Source organism: Cycloclasticus zancles 78-ME (assembly GCF_000442595.1).
GTDB classification, from domain to species: Bacteria; Pseudomonadota; Gammaproteobacteria; order Methylococcales; family Cycloclasticaceae; genus Cycloclasticus; species Cycloclasticus pugetii.
In genome coordinates, this window is record NC_021917.1 from 1617664 (window position 1) to 1634672 (window position 17009).

18 protein-coding genes are annotated in these 17009 nt (G+C 40.3%); 11 read left to right on the forward strand and 7 right to left on the reverse strand.

Annotated elements, in window-relative coordinates; genetic code table 11:
• Positions 1–87: 87 nt before the first annotated feature.
• A complete protein-coding gene (locus CYCME_RS07810) occupies positions 88–1269 on the forward strand; it encodes an NAD(P)/FAD-dependent oxidoreductase (RefSeq protein ID WP_015005799.1) in 1182 nt (393 codons plus the stop codon).
• Positions 1270–1485: 216 nt separating this feature from the next.
• Positions 1486–1794 (forward strand): hypothetical protein, encoded by a 309-nt coding sequence (locus CYCME_RS07815; protein WP_015005798.1) that lies wholly within the window; start codon positions 1486–1488, stop codon positions 1792–1794.
• Positions 1795–2060: 266 nt separating this feature from the next.
• Here the strand turns inward: CYCME_RS07815 and CYCME_RS07820 are convergent, their stop codons facing one another.
• Positions 2061–3152 (reverse strand): peptidoglycan-binding domain-containing protein, encoded by a 1092-nt coding sequence (locus tag CYCME_RS07820; RefSeq protein WP_015005797.1) that lies wholly within the window; start codon positions 3150–3152, stop codon positions 2061–2063.
• A 251-nt stretch (positions 3153–3403) separates the two neighbouring features.
• Here CYCME_RS07820 and CYCME_RS07825 point away from each other — a divergent pair, with 251 nt between their 5' ends.
• The 7 genes from CYCME_RS07825 (at position 3404) to CYCME_RS07855 (ending at position 8864) form a co-directional block, all read left to right on the forward strand.
• Positions 3404–4090 carry a class I SAM-dependent methyltransferase gene (locus CYCME_RS07825; protein WP_015005796.1) on the forward strand — a complete coding sequence of 229 codons (687 nt, stop codon included), beginning with the start codon at positions 3404–3406 and terminating at the stop codon, positions 4088–4090.
• Between the two features lie 25 nt (positions 4091–4115).
• Positions 4116–4736: a LysE family translocator gene (locus CYCME_RS07830; RefSeq protein ID WP_015005795.1), complete on the forward strand. Its 621-nt coding sequence runs from the start codon at positions 4116–4118 to the stop codon at positions 4734–4736.
• Between the two features lie 90 nt (positions 4737–4826).
• A complete protein-coding gene (gene cls / locus CYCME_RS07835; RefSeq protein WP_020932704.1) occupies positions 4827–6251 on the forward strand; it encodes a cardiolipin synthase in 1425 nt (474 codons plus the stop codon).
• A gap of 89 nt (positions 6252–6340) precedes the next feature.
• Positions 6341–6922 carry a GDP-mannose pyrophosphatase NudK gene (gene nudK / locus CYCME_RS07840; RefSeq protein WP_016389414.1) on the forward strand — a complete coding sequence of 194 codons (582 nt, stop codon included), beginning with the start codon at positions 6341–6343 and terminating at the stop codon, positions 6920–6922.
• Between the two features lie 98 nt (positions 6923–7020).
• On the forward strand, positions 7021–7920 hold the full coding sequence (locus CYCME_RS07845; protein WP_020932705.1) for a DUF481 domain-containing protein: 900 nt from the start codon (positions 7021–7023) through the stop codon (positions 7918–7920).
• A 128-nt stretch (positions 7921–8048) separates the two neighbouring features.
• Positions 8049–8474 carry a DUF3010 family protein gene (locus tag CYCME_RS07850; RefSeq protein WP_020932706.1) on the forward strand — a complete coding sequence of 142 codons (426 nt, stop codon included), beginning with the start codon at positions 8049–8051 and terminating at the stop codon, positions 8472–8474.
• A gap of 48 nt (positions 8475–8522) precedes the next feature.
• Complete coding sequence (locus CYCME_RS07855; RefSeq protein ID WP_020932707.1) at positions 8523–8864, forward strand: thioredoxin family protein; 342 nt, start codon at positions 8523–8525, stop codon at positions 8862–8864.
• Between the two features lie 186 nt (positions 8865–9050).
• On the opposite strand, the gene CYCME_RS07860 is transcribed toward CYCME_RS07855, so the two are convergent.
• Positions 9051–9554 (reverse strand): DUF411 domain-containing protein, encoded by a 504-nt coding sequence (locus tag CYCME_RS07860; protein WP_016389422.1) that lies wholly within the window; start codon positions 9552–9554, stop codon positions 9051–9053.
• 169 nt (positions 9555–9723) lie between these two features.
• Here CYCME_RS07860 and CYCME_RS07865 point away from each other — a divergent pair, with 169 nt between their 5' ends.
• The gene (locus tag CYCME_RS07865) at positions 9724–10443 is read left to right on the forward strand and encodes a Crp/Fnr family transcriptional regulator (RefSeq protein WP_016389423.1); all 720 of its coding nucleotides are present in this window, start codon (positions 9724–9726) and stop codon (positions 10441–10443) included.
• 64 nt (positions 10444–10507) lie between these two features.
• On the opposite strand, the gene CYCME_RS07870 is transcribed toward CYCME_RS07865, so the two are convergent.
• The 3 genes from CYCME_RS07870 to hcp form a co-directional block, all read right to left on the reverse strand.
• Entirely contained in the window at positions 10508–11044 is a 537-nt protein-coding gene (locus CYCME_RS07870) for an aromatic-ring-hydroxylating dioxygenase subunit beta (RefSeq protein WP_015005787.1), read from the reverse strand.
• A 1-nt stretch (position 11045) separates the two neighbouring features.
• A complete protein-coding gene (locus CYCME_RS07875; protein ID WP_016389425.1) occupies positions 11046–12374 on the reverse strand; it encodes an aromatic ring-hydroxylating oxygenase subunit alpha in 1329 nt (442 codons plus the stop codon).
• A gap of 285 nt (positions 12375–12659) precedes the next feature.
• A complete protein-coding gene (gene hcp / locus CYCME_RS07880; protein ID WP_020162084.1) occupies positions 12660–14330 on the reverse strand; it encodes a hydroxylamine reductase in 1671 nt (556 codons plus the stop codon).
• Between the two features lie 89 nt (positions 14331–14419).
• On the opposite strand from hcp, the gene CYCME_RS07885 reads away from it, so the two are divergent.
• A complete protein-coding gene (locus tag CYCME_RS07885; protein WP_016389428.1) occupies positions 14420–15088 on the forward strand; it encodes a Crp/Fnr family transcriptional regulator in 669 nt (222 codons plus the stop codon).
• 26 nt (positions 15089–15114) lie between these two features.
• On the opposite strand, the gene CYCME_RS07890 is transcribed toward CYCME_RS07885, so the two are convergent.
• Complete coding sequence (locus CYCME_RS07890) at positions 15115–16011, reverse strand: NAD(P)-dependent oxidoreductase (protein WP_020932708.1); 897 nt, start codon at positions 16009–16011, stop codon at positions 15115–15117.
• A 205-nt stretch (positions 16012–16216) separates the two neighbouring features.
• Positions 16217–16978, reverse strand: a complete 762-nt coding sequence (locus CYCME_RS07895; RefSeq protein ID WP_223253177.1) for an SDR family NAD(P)-dependent oxidoreductase — start codon at positions 16976–16978, stop codon at positions 16217–16219.
• Positions 16979–17009 lie beyond the last annotated feature (31 nt).

Genomic DNA, 17009 nt, shown 5'->3' on the forward strand with positions numbered 1-17009 from the left:
TTATAAACATTGGGGGCAACCATCTCATGATTCAACCACCAACATTACAAATGTTCTCCATTCTAACTAAACCTTTCTATTCGCATCATGAATAAACCCGTCGATGTTCTTATTATTGGTGCCAGCGCTTCTGGTTTAATGTGCGCAATAGAAGCCGGCAAACGTGGCCGCAATGTGGTGGTATTAGACCATGCAAATAAGGCGGGTAAAAAAATACTCATGTCCGGTGGTGGGCGCTGTAACTTCACCAATATGGATATCAGTGCAGACAATTATATTTCCCATAACCCGCACTTTTGTAAATCAGCGCTTAGTCGATACACACAATGGGATTTTATTGCGCTGGTGTGCGACTACAACATCCCCTATCACGAACGTAGCCACGGGCAATTATTTTGCGATGATAGCGCTAAAGACATTCTCAATATGTTGCTATCAGAATGTGCTCATGCAGGGGTAGACATTCGCCTTAATTGCAGTATAGAAAACATTCACAAAGAAAATGACCACTATATCATCAACACATCTCTAGACGATTACAGTGCAGAATCGGTCGTGATTGCTAGCGGTGGCTTATCCATTCCTAAAATGGGCGCAACAGGCTTTGGTTATAACATAGCCAAACGTTTTGGGCATACTGTTCACCCAACGACTGCAGGGCTAGTACCGTTTACCCTACAACCGGACGATAAAGCTTGGCTAGCCGAGCTTTCTGGCATTGCCATAGAGTGCGTGGTGAGTAATGAGCGCAACAGCTTTAGAGAAAATATCCTACTAACCCATCGTGGTTTAAGCGGCCCAGCCATTTTACAAATATCATCGTACTGGCACGCTGGCGAAACGCTCAGCATTAATCTACTGCCCGATGTAGACATAGAAACACTTCTAAAAACAAAGCAACAAACACAAGCCAAAACACATTTAAAAACCATATTAGCTGAGCATTTACCCAAACGATTTATCGCCGCCTTACTTGATGAACAACTCCTAAACCAACCGCTGCAATCCATCTCGCACGATCGCTTTAAAACTATTAGCAAGCAACTACACCAATGGCAAATAAAACCCAACAGCACCGAAGGCTATAGAACCGCAGAGGTAACACTGGGTGGCGTTAATTGTGATGAGTTATCTTCAAAAACCATGGAATCAAATTACTCAACAGGGTTATATTTTGTGGGCGAAGTAGTCGATGTTACCGGCTGGCTGGGCGGTTATAACTTTCAGTGGGCTTGGTCTTCAGGTTGGTGTGCAGGGCAAGTGGTTTAAAACCACTTCTTATTTTGATTAGTTTATTTTAAACATTGATCCCTTTGAGTAAACACCCTAAACTCTGAGTTAAGGGTATTTGGTGCACATGGTAATACCCATATTTATGTCTTTAATATCAAAATACATGGAAGTACTATCCGCATAGAGCAAGTAATACGCGGATAATTGGTTTTGCTTATTAACACTGTTAGGTGAATCAAAAAGGAGAAAAGAATGGAACTCGAAGTAACTTGGAAACGAGCAGCAAAAGTATGGTGGGCGTATCTCTGGAGAAATATCATTGCAATCATAGTTGCAATGATAATTGGGGGTGTCATCGGCTTTATTATTGGATTCATACTAGCAATTGTGGGAGTTTCTAGTCAAACCATACAATTTATTACAACACTAATCGGCATGATAATAGGACTACTAATTTCTATCGTACCAGTCAAGATGATTTTGGCTAAAGATTATGGGGAGTTTAGGTTGGTGCTCTTACAAACCAACCCAGCAGAGCAATCACTTAACAAGGCAAATTAACTCGGGCTGCCAAAAGCTGCGCCGCTTCGCTCTGCATCTTTTGGCATCTGCTTATTGGCTTCGTTAGCTTTTCAGGAGAGTTATTAGTAACTTTAAATGTACTGTGGAAATATTAAGCTCTTTGTATCACTTATAGCTATAACTACAGTATTAATAAGGGAGATATAAACGGTTTACAGACAAACCCCATATAGCCTGATCCATTGATTTTAGAAAGGTATAAAAAAACCCGCCGTAGCGGGTTTTTTATCGTTAATATTACATTGTTATTTTACAGATACACCTAACGCCTTTACTGTTTCAACATTCAGATACTTATCGACGGGTAGTTTATTAGCTGATTGAAATGCATTAACTGCAGCGATTGTTTCTGCACCAATCACGCCATCAATTCTGCCAGGGTTGAAGCCTTTTGCTTTTAACGCAGATTGAATTTTTGAAATACGACCTTGAGTCATGTTGGTTTCACATAAGATAGAGCGCCATTGCATAAAGCCATCGATAACTAACTCTTGGTGAGTAACTGTTTTATATGTCGCAGGAATGGCGATTCGTTTTTCAGTTGCTGGTGAAGCTAGTTTACGTACTTTAATCGTTTTAAACTGTGCAGGAATGGTAACTTCACGAGTTGTTGCAGGTGTTTTAACAACTTGTCTAGTTACTGTTTTAAACGTAGCAGGCGTTTTTGTTAAACATACCTTTTGTCCTGTTCGTGAAGAAGTAGGATGCTTTTTATTATGAATCTCATGCCAAGTGAACGTTGCAGCAGTCACTTGATTTGTTTTTGTTAGCGTATCGTATTTTGCAGGTATTGCTGTACGTAATTCTGATGCTGGTTTAACCACTTCTTGGACCGAGGCAGTTTTATACTGAGCAGGAATCTCAACCGTTTTAGTGGTGGCTGGTGTTGCAAGTACACTCTTGCTGACTGTTTTATATTCTGCAGGTACTTCAACTAAGCACATAATCTCACCGGTGGCAGAATCAATACGCTGGATTGGGCCAGTGCCTTTCTTCCAGATGATGTGTGCAGGCTTAACAAGTACTTTTTCTGATACAGTTTTAAAGATAGCAGGTACTTGAATGATTTTGCTTGACGCTTCACTAACAAGAACGGTTTTTTCAACGGTACGGTAGGTTGTTGGAATTGTTTTAACTGTTTCAGATGCCTCTGCTGTTAAAACTTGCTCTGTCAAATTTTCAAACTTAGCTGGTAGTGTATGTTCATGGAAGCACATACCAGGCGTTGCAGAGTCAAGATCAGCACCGTATTTTTTTGCTAATGCTAAAAGCTCGCTACTAGCTGGTGTTGAATTGTTGCTGTGGTCTAATCTCCAAACAAGCTGTTCATCGCTCATTTTTATTTTATCAGACTCTGTACCGTATACGGCCGGTACAGCAACAAGTTTGCTTGAAGCTGGGCTGACCTCAACGGTCTCTGTGGCCCACTCATATTAATATGCGGGAATCAACGTATAGCAAATTCTTCAATTATTCCCCCGTTCAAACCACCCTGCTTCTAATACCTATTGACAGTGTTGTGTAACACAGCACAATGTTAGCTCTCCTATGAGAATATAAATGAGGTGAAACGCTACCCCTTTTCAATATGGATGATAACTTTTCTGACAAACATATCATTAATTCGTGGTTACAAAATGCAAAACCATGGGTTGTTGCTATTCGTGATAATGAAATAGCAAGCAGAACGCTGCTTACAAATAAGGCAATCACCGACACTATTTTACAAAAAAAGCCTAAAACTGTATTAGATATTGGCTGTGGCGAGGGTTGGTTAGCTAGAAGGCTAAGTGATTCGGGTATTACCACCCTTGGAATAGATGTTGTGCCCGGCCTTGTTGATGAGGCTAACAGACTGGGCGGCGGTATCTTTAAGCTAATACCTTATGAGCAGTTAAGCCAACGTGTTATTAAAGAAAAATTTGATGTGGCTGTTTGTAACTTTTCATTATTAGGTAATGAATCTGTTAATCATGTTTTTAACTGCATACCACATGTTCTAAATGAGCAAGGTTATTTTATTATTCAAACTATCCACCCTATTAACGGCTGCGGACATGTTAAATACCAGGATGGGTGGCGAAAAGGCACTTGGGCTGGCTTTAATCAGCAGTTTACAAACCCACCACCTTGGTACTTTAGAACATTAGAAACATGGAAAGCCCTGTTTAAGCTTAATAAGCTTGAGCTTATTGAAATACTTGAGCCTGTAAACTCACATATAAAAGAAGCCGTTTCTATCATCTTTATTAGTCAGTTGGCGGCTAATAAATAACCAGCACAATCAATAGGCAAAAAGAATGAGCATTATTGAGATTATTACTCTATTCGGCATGATGGTTGCGCTGGCAGCTTTACCCAGTGCAAGTGTTGCTTTAGTTGTTACGCGCTCAGCCACATTTGGTGTAGCCAACGGTGTTGCTGTAACTGCCGGCATCATTCTGGGTGATTTGATATTTATTCTACTGGCTATTGTTGGTTTGTCGGTTGTGGCTGACACCTTGGGTAGCTTATTTATGGTTATTAAATACCTCGGAGCCGCTTACCTACTTTGGTTAGGTTATACGCTCATCACGTCCAACGGTGCTAGCTCAATATCAGTTGATAAAAGCGTTAAACAACAAAATTTATTCGCTAGTTTCGCTGCAGGCTTAATATTAACTTTGGGCGATATTAAAGCCATTATTTTTTACGCTAGTTTCTTACCTGTATTCGTTAATCTGTCTACCGTTCAAACCCCAGATATTCTAATTTTAATTTCTATTATGATTATTAGCCTGGCTAGTGTAAAAATTCTATATGCGTTTTCAGCCGCTAAAATAGTTGCTGTTGCATCCGCTAATAAGTTTGATAACGTGGTTAGAAAAACAGCCGGTAGTTTTATGTTAGCCGCTGGGGGCTACCTAATTTTTAAAGATTAGTAAGCATCGGCAAGTTGATTTGTGACTTTAAAAAATCAGCGTAGACTAATCAGTCTCGGCTAATTTTCATCGCCTCTCGTTAAGAAAAATATGATTACTTTTTGGCTAACTCTAAACTGGCTGATCCAACTGCTACTAATTATGTTGTCGGTTTCAACGGCTTTACATGCACTGATGAATAAAAACGATCCTAGGTCATCACTACTTTGGATTATTACCTGCTTTTCTCTTCCATTTGTTGGCCCTATTCTCTACCTTGTTTTAGGAATAAACCGCGCTCACAATAAAGTTTTATCACTAGGCGCAGTTGCTGATACCTCACTTAGCACTACTCCCAAACCTATTACCTCTGTTGATAAAAAAAGCAGACCTTTATCACCTCATCAACGTCTTAGTTTGGCTGTTACCGGACTACCCTTAAGCGAAGGCAACCAAATACAGATTCTTAGTCAGGGTGAGAATGCTTACCCAGCGATGTTAAAAAGTATTCATGAAGCAACTGAGTGGGTTTATTTATCCATGTACATTTTTGAGTCTAACGGTGTTGGTGAACAGTTTATCGATGCACTGGCTGATGCTGTGGAACGTGGTGTTGATGTTCGTGTGTTACTTGATGGTGTAGGTTCTTGGTACAGTCTCGGTCAAACTAGAAAGGCTCTAGTTGCTCGTGGTGTAACGACACTTACCTTTTTACCCATAGGAAAAATGTTACCGCGCTTTACACTTAACCTGCGTAACCACCGCAAAATTTTATTATGTGACGGAAAACATGCGTTTACGGGCGGAATGAATATCCGCCAATGTCATTTAGTACAAACGTGCCAGCCTAACAGGGCAACTAAAGATTTTATGTTTAGCTTGAAAGGCCCTGTTGTACAACAAATCGGTCAAATATTTGAGAATGACTGGTTTTACGCCTGTGGTGAAAAGCTACCAAGCAAGTACTATGACATTAACACATACGGACAATCATCCTGTCGCGCTATCAGTGATGGTCCGGGCATTAATATAAATGTATTAACAAAAGTAATGATTAGCGCTCTTAACAGTGCTCAATCGAGTATTACACTGGTGACACCCTATTTTTTACCGCCTAATGGGCTGATTATTGCTTTACAGTCTGCTGCACTTAGAGGTGTAGATGTTTCAATATTATTGCCGGTCCATAATAACCAACCTTATATACATTGGGCGATGCGAAATAACATGCGCCATTTTCTAGCCTATGGCGTAAAAATTTATTATCAGCCCAGCCCTTTTGTGCATTCAAAACTGTTACTAATAGACGATCATTATTGCCAAATTGGATCGGCTAATATTGACTCTCGTAGTTTGCGATTAAATTTTGAACTTAATGTCGAAATATTTGATGCTGATTTTGCTCAATCAATGGCCAAAATTATAAACAACGATAAACAACAAGCCATTGAAATAACGCCCCAAAAACTCAATAAACGCTCTTTTGTAATAAAAGCTTGGGATGCCTTTTGGTGGCTTTTTACCCCTTATTTATAAACTCACAGCTTACCTACTCGGCAAGAACACCTTGCGACATTGCAATATAATGAGTAACAGCCAAATAAATATCTATACCCCTCGATATTATGATTCAGAGTATTAAAAATTTAAGTAAAAAATTACTATCCGATAACTGGTATACATTGAATAAATATACCTTCGATTTCCAAAAAGAAAACGGTCAATGGGAGCAACATCAGCGTGAGGTTTATGACCGAGGTAATGGTGCTACGGTACTGCTCTATAGTGCAGCAAAACAGAGCGTTATTCTTACTAGACAGTTTCGTTTACCCAGTTATTTAAATGGCAATAATGACGGCCTTCTCATTGAAACCTGTGCAGGTTTGTTAGACGGCGACGAACCAGAAATATGTATAAAAAAAGAAATTGAGGAAGAAACTGGATACAGTGTTAAAACGGTTAAGAAAATTTTTCAAGCCTATATGTCCCCAGGCGCAGTGACTGAAATACTGCATTTTTTTATTGCTGAATACACACCGCAAATGAAAATAAGTGAAGGCGGAGGACTCGCGCATGAACAAGAAAACATTGAAGTCTTAGAGCTTAATTTTGAAGCGGCATATCAAATGATCGCAACAGGCGATATCGTTGATGCCAAAACTATTATGCTTCTCCAATACGCAAAACTAAATCAACTTTGTTTATAATAATCGGTTTGCAATAAACACACGTGGCCATAGCGCCCCCTATCAAGCAAAACTATTCTTGTTTAACCTGTTTTTCTACCCTATCTAATTATTATTTTATGAAGCCTTTTATCTTTCTGCTGAGCTTAGCTTTTTTCCAATCCGCAATCGCTACTGAAATTAAATTACTCAATGGCGACACCTTGAACGGTGATGTTATTAAAACAGAAAATGGACAAGTCACCCTTTCTCACCCTATTTTAGGCTTAGTAACTATCCCTTCGTCCAACATTAAACCAGCTGTAGTGAGCGAAGAAAAAATAGTCGATAAAAAAGATAACGGCCTATTAGGTACCGGCTTTTTTAAAGACTGGAAAAGATCCGCTGAACTAGGGATTAATGGCAATGAAGGTAATACACAAGATATGGATATTCATATTGGTGTGAATGGGGATTTTTCAAACACAACAAGACGTTGGTCGGTATCCAGTGTATATAACAATGGTAGCGATGATACTGAAACGACAAAAAGTGATTTTTTTGCTCAATTTACAAGAGATTTTCTTAACCCATCAACACCCCACTTTTCTTTTATAAAGGGTCGATATGACTGGGATGAGTTCGAAGATTGGGATCACCAAATTGACCTATCGGCCGGTGTAGGTAGCCAATTAATAAAAAAAGACGCTTGGTCACTTATTGGTAGAACAGGCCTAGGTGTGAGTAAAGAGTTTGGTGGTGACAATGATGACTGGACACCAGAAGCACTTTTGGGGCTTGAAAGTTTTTGGGCTATTAGTAAACATCATTCGGTAGAGTTTAAAAACAGCCTATACCCAAATTTGGATAAATTAGGCGAGTTTAGAAATTTAACAGAACTCAATTGGAAAATTGGCCTAGCAGATATTAATAATTTGAATCTAAAAGTAGGGTTTGTTAATGACTATGACTCATTAGCGAACGGTGAGAGTCAAGAAAATGATTTTCAATATCGTCTTTTATTAGCCTTTGATATCTAAACATACCACCTTACCTATAACGCCAATCAACGTGATATGAATCGCCTGCAACGTATGTATCTAACAAGACCATACAAGCTAAAAATGCTAATCTGTCACACATTATTTCAAACAACTAAAAATTATTTATGAAAATTTGTGGTGTAGAACTCTCTGCTAATGATGCTGTTATTTGTTTCCTTCAATTTGAACAGCAAACGTTTAATTTACCCGATTGTCGAGTCCGTAAAGTAAGTTTGCCAAAGGGGCATTCTACTGATGACTTACGACACTTCCAAAAAACTTTTGCTAAATTGATGGCCGACTATGGCATTAACAAGGTGGCCATTAAAAAGCGTGCTTTAAAAGGCAAATTTGCCGGTGGCCCCATTGGTTTTAAATTAGAAGCAACTATTCAGTTGATTGATACACTTGATGTAATAATGCTATCTCAAAAAGAAATTAAGTTAGCTCTATCTGAAAACCGTTTACCAATAAGCTTTCCTGATACTGGATTAAAAGTGTTTCAAGAAACCGCCTTTACCACCGCTTATGCCGCGCATGTTTTGGCATAAGGTGTAGAATTAAACTTTTCGACTAACTCGTTAAAAAAGGCCATCATTATGCAAGCTAGTCAAATAGGGTTTAACCCTCTATACGCTGAAGATAACCCGATTTTAGAAGACATTAGCCAACTGTCCGGCTATGCCTTTTTAGAATTTGGAGCCCCATGGTGCGAGCATTGCAAAGCGGCACAATCTGCCATTGAGCAAACCTTAAAACCGCTTCAATTTGCGCACGTTAAGGTTTATGACGGTAAAGATTTGGCTTTAGGCCGCACCTTTAAAGTTAGACGCTGGCCTACGTTAATTTTATTAAAAGATGGTGTGGAATTAGCTCGCGTGGTTCGCCCAACGTCTACTGCGCAGGTGAATGCATTACTCTCATCAATGTCTGCTGGCTAAAGTTTTAATTTAAGCTATATATCAGTACTGCGTTAATCATTCAATTAAAACTGATAGCCAACTTCTTTTGCATGATCTGCTCTTTTACCGTACACCTGTGTCCAAGTAACGCCCATGTATGGCGCTAGGTGAGCATAAGGCAACAAATAAGCACAGCAGCACCTAATGGACGTGAATACATTGAAACTAACTATTTGCACGAATACGTGCATAAACTTGTGAGCCACCATCTTTTTTCAGCAATAAAACATCATAATCGTCACGTCGGTCACCCATTTCCATTCCCGGACTTCCAATCGGCATTCCAGGAACAGCAAGACCTAATGCATTAGCAGGTTTTTCAGCTAAAAAACGTTGTATTACCTGCGCTGGAATATGCCCTTCAAAAACATAACCTTCTTTTGATACCGCCGTATGACAAGACTGGTACTGCGGGGCAACTCCCCATTTTGATTTAAGTTCATTTAAATCTAGCGGATGATGCGTTGTCGATATAAAACCATGTTGCTTTGCGTGGCTTACCCAACCATCACAACATTGACAGGTGGGACTTTTAAAAACATCTAATTGAACCAAGGACGATAGCTCTTCATTGGCATTATTTTTTTGTGTTTGCTGCTCGGTTTCTAAGCAAGCTGTTAGCCCCAATAAAAATGCTAACGGCAAAAGTAGCCTTACTATATTAAACATATTTTCATTCCTTGTTCTAACCTGAAGTGTTTTTGATGTTTGTTATAACCTTATTGTAAACAAATTGTTAATAGATAGAGATTAAAAGATAAGCAAGCTATATTATCAATTGCTAATAGATCAAGAGTGTGATGAAATTCATTGTCAAATTGTAAAACAGTATACTTTTATGCCTGAAGATTGTAAGGATTGCTCATTAGCAAACACCTGTATACCCAGCGCCTTTGCTGAGCATAATATTCATAAACTCGATAAAATTGTATCGCCCACTAAGCAATACCCTCGGCATCGAAATATATACCATCAAGGTAGCAACTTTCAGGCCTTATATATTGTTAAATCTGGTGCGTTAAAAACCTATATTACTAACTCTAAGGGGGATGAAAATATTACAGGTTTTTACATGCCTGGAGATATCGTGGGTCTTGAAAGTATTTCAAAAAGGCGCTACCTAAACACCGCCAAAACACTCACAGACAGTAGGCTTTGCAGGGTAAATTATCAGGAGCTGGCCGAATTAAGAAAATATACACCCGCTTTGTCTGACTGGGCTATCAACCTATTTAGTTTGTCGTTGGCTTCTGGCCAAGACTTTTTTAATTGTCTGTCTCAACACACTGCTGTTGCGAGATTAGCGACTTTTCTATTAACCTTATCCAAACGTACCAGCCGATCTGATCAGTACCAATTAGACTTTCAATTACCGATGTCTCGTCAAGATATTGGAAGCTACTTGGGACTTGCCAACGAAACAACCAGCCGTGCCTTTACTAAACTGGTTGATAAAAACTGTATTCATAAAATGAATAAAGAGATTCACATTGTAGATTTAGAGGCTTTGCAAGAATGTTCTAACCTTACTATGGAGCATTCCAAAAAAAGTTATTAAAAAAACCACCAGCCTATATTAACTAGGCTGGTGGTTGGTAAAGTTGAATTAAACGGGCGGCTTACTAAAAGAAACAGTGAATATTTTTGTCAAGCACAACACGTTGATCTAAGGTAATCACCCTTGATGCTAGTTTCCAGTTACCCTTTTCTTTTCTTAATTTATCCATCCGAATACCGTAATGTGTTGCTTGGTCCCTTTGCATACGACTACGAAATAAAATAAAGGCAGAACGCACATCAATTTCGTCGTCGGCCTCAGACCATTGAGCATCTATATTACTGATAATACGACGATTACGGACCCTAGGGTCCTCAGCCCATACAATGCCTGTCGCCATTCTTGCCACACGCATACTCAACATGCCGTAGTCATCATTATATAAATATGTTGTTTGGGAATTGCCCAATACCTTGTTGTCACGGCGATAGCGCACTTCTTGAGTTGGTAGCTGGTAGCTAATATCTTTACATAGCATATTTCCAAGCCAATCATCAAATCGCTCTTCATCCAAGGCTCTTGCTTCTTGTACTAAAAAACGCTCAACTTCAAAGTGAGTAGATTGATCAACGCTTTGTCCTGCTTGTTGTTTATTGCTCATTTTAGCCCCCTACTTTTTTTTGCTCTAATTGAGCCGTCGTTGACAATTCACTCCAAGGTTTACCTTCCATAAACTCTGCCCATCGACGATACATGCCTCGTTGAGGTGCTTCGTTAACCCATCCTTTACTAACCAAACCGGGTAACTCAGGATCAAGGTATTCATGCCCTTTTCCCATACCAAGATAAAGCGTCCCTTGACGTGTAGAATAGCCACGATTAGTTTGTGTGCATTGCTCCATATTCTCACCATCATCACTTTCAAGAATACCCGCTGTACCAAAGGTCAGCATATTATCGGTATGTATCATTTGTTTAAGCTGATCGGGCATTTCTTTTTCAACTAAGGTCCATGTCAGCACCTCAATACTATGCGGGCCACGTGGTTGCCACATTTTGAAAGTATTTGTGCCGTATAAAAATGAACAATTAGGAAAAATTGCAGCATCCCAGTGCCCACGGTAAAACTTCTCACGGTGCTCACCCATTTTTTCTCTAATCAGTGGCGATCTGTCATCCAACCATTTTTGATAGGCTTCAAAAACAGGGCCGCCATGAAGCGCAGCCGCGCCTTCCCAAATAACACCGAACCCATGACCTTCAGGTACGGTAACTTGCAACCCGGATGTTTCAGCATCATAAACGGCATTACCTTTGGCAATGGCTAATGGGCCACCTGCTATTTCTAACGCGGACGCATGTGCCCAACCGACATGGTAGCCATCCCCAATAAAGTTCTCTGTTGGGTTTTTCCAGTTGCAATCTAGAATAGATTTCATCGGAGGGCCGATTAGCTCACAGCCACCGGGCACGTCCATAAATGAATCCATATACCAAGCCATTCCACCTAAGTAATCTTTTAGTGATGGCGCTTCATCATCAAATGTACCAAAGACAAAGCCTTTATAACTCTCTACCCTTATTTTCTTAAGGTGTAAGGCATCCTTATCAATTTCATTATGATAGGCCTGTTTTTCTAAAGGTACATCAACAAGGTTACCATCCATACCAAACACCCAGCCATGGTATGGGCAGGTAAATGATTTAGCATTACCACCATCTGAAAAACAAACGGCATTACCACGATGTGTACATGAGTTTACAAATGCTTTAATACTGCCGTCTTTCTGGCGTGCAACAACAACAGAGTCCTCACCCATCATTGTCGACTGATAATCACCCTCATCGGGAATGATTGATTCATGTGTTAAAAACAACCAACATCGAGCAAAAATTTCTTCCATCTCTTTTTGGTAAATGTCCTCATCCCAAAATATCGCACGATCTTGAATCGCACCGTCTTGTTGGATTAATTTATTAACTGGCTTCATCTTATCTCCTGTGAAATGATCTAACTTTTATTATCATGTCGAAAAACGTGACTCTATCTGCTACGCCTATTAATTAAACTGACCCTAATCAATTTTTTATTTTGGCTTTCTCGCCAAGCCTTGTTTTAGAGCACTATTTTCTTATTAAATGATCTAGATCAGATTCACCGCTGGTGATTTTTTCTTATACAAGCCATCTCGATTCATCAGTGACATCAATGGTTATTAATATAAAAAAGAGCGCTCTAGGCGCTCTTTTTTAATCAGAATGTTATTAGTTAAATATTAAGCGGCTTGTTGAGCCAATGCTTTTGCTAAATCTTCTGAGGCCACACCATTCGGTTTAATATCAAACGTTTCTACAAGAATATTAAGAAGATTGGGGGTGATAAAACCGGGCAATGTTGGCCCTAGGTGAATGCCTTTTATACCCAATGATAACAAGCTCAGTAAAACCGCAACCGCTTTTTGTTCAAACCATGAAACCATATAAGATAGTGGTAAATCATTAACGCCACAGTCAAACTCTTTAGCCAATGCCAAGGCAATTTGAATAGCCGAGTATGTGTCATTACATTGGCCAACATCTAATAAACGAGGGATACCACCGATATCGCCTAAGTCCTGATCATTGAAACGGTATTTACCACAGCCTAATGTTAAAACAACGGTATCATCGGGTGTTTGCTCAACCAGCTCTGTGTAGTAATTACGACCGGGGGCCGCACCGTCACAACCACCGACTACAAAGAAATGACTAATATCGCCGCTTTTAACCGCTTCAACCACTTTGTCTGCAACACTCAATACGGTATGACGACCAAAGCCAACCATCACTGATTTTTCTTCTTCATCTTCGGTAAAACCTTCGGCTGCTTTAGCCGCTTCAATCGCCAAGGTAAAATCACCATGTTCCAGATGTGGTACCCCAGGCCAACCGACCGGTCCAGCAGTAAAAATTCTATCTTTATAAGAATCTTGTGGCTCAATTAAACAGTTTGATGTCATGATGATGGCACCTGGAAAGGCAGCAAATTCCACATGTTGGTTTTGCCAAGCCGTGCCATAATTACCAATTAAGTGAGGATATGCTTTTAGCTTTGGATAGGCATGAGCAGGCAACATTTCTCCATGAGTGTAAATATTAATACCCGTATCTTTGGTTTGTTCAAGCAAGTCATAAAGGTCTTGCATATCATGCCCACTGACTAAAATGGCTTTCCCTTTAACCGCCGTTGTTCTTGCTGCACCCGCTTCTTGAGCACCAAATTGACCGGTATTAGCCGCATCCAGTAATTCCATTACTTTTAGGTTAATAGCCCCTACTTCTAGACAACCTCCGAGTAGAAGCTCTGCATCAGTTGGTTCGTTCGCTAACAAATCTAACGCTTTTTCAATGCGCTCAAAAACTTCTTCATTTTGGTAACCTAAAACATGCGCATGGTAGCAATATGCCGCTACACCTTTAAGGCCATAAAGCATCATGGCACGTAAACCAACAATATCTTCTCCAACAATGTCTAAGTCTTTATCAATCGCTGCGTGTTCAACCTGCAACAACAAACCTGCTTTAACCGTCGCTGGCTCCCACACTGCTGGCCCTTCTGGCGTTTCAATAGGTACATTTTGTTCTACGGCGGCATGTTCATACGCTTCCCTAAGACGATCTCGTATTTGTTTAGCTTCAGCAATGAGCTCAACAAAACGATCTGCATTAAAGTTAACATTGGTTAAGGTCGTAAATAACCCATATAAAATAAAAACATCTGCTTCATTGTCTGTGTGGCCTAACTCACGAGCCAACTTTGCATATTGCGCAATGCCTTTAACGCTATAAGTCATTAAATCCTGTAAATCAGCAGTGGTGGCATCTTTACCGCAAACCCCTTGCGCTGTTTGGCAGCCAATACCATTTTTCTTTGAATGTGCTGTTTGTTCGCATTGATAACAAAACATGTTAGTCTCCTTTGTCTTTTACATGTGTGGCGAATTCTAGGCAGCGCTCCTTCCGTTGTAATTGACCTACATCAAGAAACCTAAAAAACATGACTTCATTACGCCAACATTTATTATTTGCCAGCTTTAATGAGCAACAATTTAGTCAAATTGAAACGGCGACTAGCACGCTTTCACTCAACGATGGGAACCATTTATTTCACCAGCAAGACCCGGCCAAGTACTTTTATTATTTACAGGCCGGCGAGATTAAACTGTATCGCCTCTCTGCCAATGGTGAGGAAAAAGTGATCGAATTAATTCGTCCAGGACAAACATTTGCTGAAGCAGTAATGTTTATGAACTTTCAACATTATCCAGTGCATGCGCAAGCGATTAGTGACTGCCAACTGATACAAATTAAAATGAGTACGTTTCTTAAACTACTCGATCAGTCACCCGCCACTTGTTTAAAAATACTGGCTAAAATGAGTCAACGCTTACATGGAAGTATTCAGGAGATTGATCAGCTAACCCTACAAAATGCTACCATGCGTGTTGTTCAATTTATGCTCCAAGGCATCACTAACGATGCCCTATCCCCTTATAAAATACAATGGACAGCACCAAAGGCAACCCTAGCGTCACGCCTATCCGTACGGCCTGAAACCTTTTCTAGAATTTTAAAACAATTAACACGCGATGGCCTGATTGAGGTACAAGGCAAAACAATTACTATTCTAGATTTAGAGGCTTTACGTCAGCATATAAACATTTAACCTGTTTATCTAAAACAGGTCTTTTCTTAGCGGCTTTTCATCGTTGCATAAAACTCATCTCTTGCCATATCAACCAAAGCAAACAAGTCAGCATCTTGCCAACCCTCTTTCATTGCCTTATCCATATAACCCAACAGTTCTTCAGCGAGCGGTAGTTTTAAACTGACATCTTCGGCACTTTGCTTAACTGCTTGTAGGTCTTTATGGCCTAGTTTTAAGGTTCCACGCCCTTGGTCAAAACGCTCGTTTTCAGCCATCGGCAGCATAAAGTCAATAACATGCCTCGGCGCAACGCAATCTGCCAATACATCAAGAACCATTTTAGCCTTAAGCCCGTGCGCTTCGGCCAAAGCAATGGCTTCCGATATGCCTGTTATGGTAGAAACAAAGGTCAACTGGTGACACAATTTTAGTAATTGCCCATTACCCGACCCACCTAAATAGTGAATTTTATTAGCAAATGAGGATAGGATCGGCCGCACTCGCTGATAGCTTTGCTCTTCACCACCGACCATCATGGCCAAGGTACCAGCATCAGCCCAAGGCGTTGAACCACTAACAGGAGCATCTAAAAAAACTTTACCTTTAGCACTGGCCAGTTTTGCTAACTGCCGACACTGCCCGCTGGGCGTTGTGCCTAAATCAACAATAATGCCTCCCTCATCCATGCCATCTAACAAACCACCTTCTTCACAGATCAACTTTTCCATGATATCGGCATGAGACACACTGACAAACACGAGGTTTTTATCGCAACCTAACGGCACACCTTGTTCAAGCGCTGTTGCTCCTTTCTCAACCATCGCGTTAACAGCTTGAGCGGATAAGTCATGAACCGTAACGCTATGGCCAGCCTGTATAATTCTAGAAACAATAGCTTGCCCCATTGCACCAAGCCCGACAAAAGCAATTTTAAATGTCAATTCGTTAACCTCTTCACAGTCTTTAATAACGGAAAAAGAAGTCTAACATAACAAATAAATGTAACTGCTCAGCATCATTCTCAGGGATTTATCCCTTATGAACTTTTAATCAAGGAAGCAATTAAATAAAAGCATTATATTCGGCGAACTGTCAGTGCTTGCCTTGCCTCATACAGATTAACCTAGCAGTTTGGCAAACTTAACATTAAGCGATAAAACCACCATCAATCACCAACTCAGAACCGGTCATATAACTAGATTCATCTGAAGAAAGGAAAAGAATGCCGTTCGCTACATCTAAAGGCCTCCCCATTCGCCCCATTGGAATTCCAGCTAAAATTCGTTCTCTAAATGCCTTCGCCATATCTTCGCTCATTTCCGCTACCGTGCTGGTTACAGCGGGTGTATCAATAAAACCTGGGTGTACAGAATTTACCCGAATAGCGTAGCCTTCCCTGGCACAATGTAAGGCAGCTGCTTTCGTAAAAACTCTAATAGCCCCTTTACTCGTACTGTACGCAGCCATTGTAGGTTCACCAATAATACCTAAATCAGAAGAAATATTAATGATTGAGCCTCCTTTCTCTTTCATTGCTTTTACGGCTTCACGTGTACCCATAAAAACGCCTTCTACATTGACCTGCTGAACACTTCGCCAGTCGTCCAAAGAGGTGTCTTCTACCGACCCTGTGGGTGCAATAGCCGCGTTGTTTACTAATACATCTAAACCAGCAAATTGATCGATAACCTCATCGATCAAAGCTACCCAAGCTTTTTCCTTGGTTACATCGTGATACTTAGGACAGGCCTGCCCTCCTTCATTATTTATCGCATCTGCAACACGTTCGGCACTGTCTAAATTAATATCAGTCACGATAACCGTTGCACCTTCTTGCGCTAAACGCTGACAACTTGCTTCACCAATGCCTGAACCACCCCCCGTTATGAGGGCTACTTTTCCACTCATTCTCATAATATAACCATACCTATAATATTCA

Coding starts and splice junctions, on each gene's coding strand:
- CYCME_RS07810 (WP_015005799.1), top strand. CDS start 88: ATGAATAAACCCGTCGATGTTCTTATTATTGGTGCCAGCGCTTCTGGT.
- CYCME_RS07815 (WP_015005798.1), top strand. CDS start 1,486: ATGGAACTCGAAGTAACTTGGAAACGAGCAGCAAAAGTATGGTGGGCG.
- CYCME_RS07820 (WP_015005797.1), bottom strand. CDS start 3,152: ATGAGCGATGAACAGCTTGTTTGGAGATTAGACCACAGCAACAATTCA.
- CYCME_RS07825 (WP_015005796.1), top strand. CDS start 3,404: ATGGATGATAACTTTTCTGACAAACATATCATTAATTCGTGGTTACAA.
- CYCME_RS07830 (WP_015005795.1), top strand. CDS start 4,116: ATGAGCATTATTGAGATTATTACTCTATTCGGCATGATGGTTGCGCTG.
- cls (WP_020932704.1), top strand. CDS start 4,827: ATGATTACTTTTTGGCTAACTCTAAACTGGCTGATCCAACTGCTACTA.
- nudK (WP_016389414.1), top strand. CDS start 6,341: ATGATTCAGAGTATTAAAAATTTAAGTAAAAAATTACTATCCGATAAC.
- CYCME_RS07845 (WP_020932705.1), top strand. CDS start 7,021: ATGAAGCCTTTTATCTTTCTGCTGAGCTTAGCTTTTTTCCAATCCGCA.
- CYCME_RS07850 (WP_020932706.1), top strand. CDS start 8,049: ATGAAAATTTGTGGTGTAGAACTCTCTGCTAATGATGCTGTTATTTGT.
- CYCME_RS07855 (WP_020932707.1), top strand. CDS start 8,523: ATGCAAGCTAGTCAAATAGGGTTTAACCCTCTATACGCTGAAGATAAC.
- CYCME_RS07860 (WP_016389422.1), bottom strand. CDS start 9,554: ATGTTTAATATAGTAAGGCTACTTTTGCCGTTAGCATTTTTATTGGGG.
- CYCME_RS07865 (WP_016389423.1), top strand. CDS start 9,724: ATGCCTGAAGATTGTAAGGATTGCTCATTAGCAAACACCTGTATACCC.
- CYCME_RS07870 (WP_015005787.1), bottom strand. CDS start 11,044: ATGAGCAATAAACAACAAGCAGGACAAAGCGTTGATCAATCTACTCAC.
- CYCME_RS07875 (WP_016389425.1), bottom strand. CDS start 12,374: ATGAAGCCAGTTAATAAATTAATCCAACAAGACGGTGCGATTCAAGAT.
- hcp (WP_020162084.1), bottom strand. CDS start 14,330: ATGTTTTGTTATCAATGCGAACAAACAGCACATTCAAAGAAAAATGGT.
- CYCME_RS07885 (WP_016389428.1), top strand. CDS start 14,420: ATGACTTCATTACGCCAACATTTATTATTTGCCAGCTTTAATGAGCAA.
- CYCME_RS07895 (WP_223253177.1), bottom strand. CDS start 16,978: ATGAGTGGAAAAGTAGCCCTCATAACGGGGGGTGGTTCAGGCATTGGT.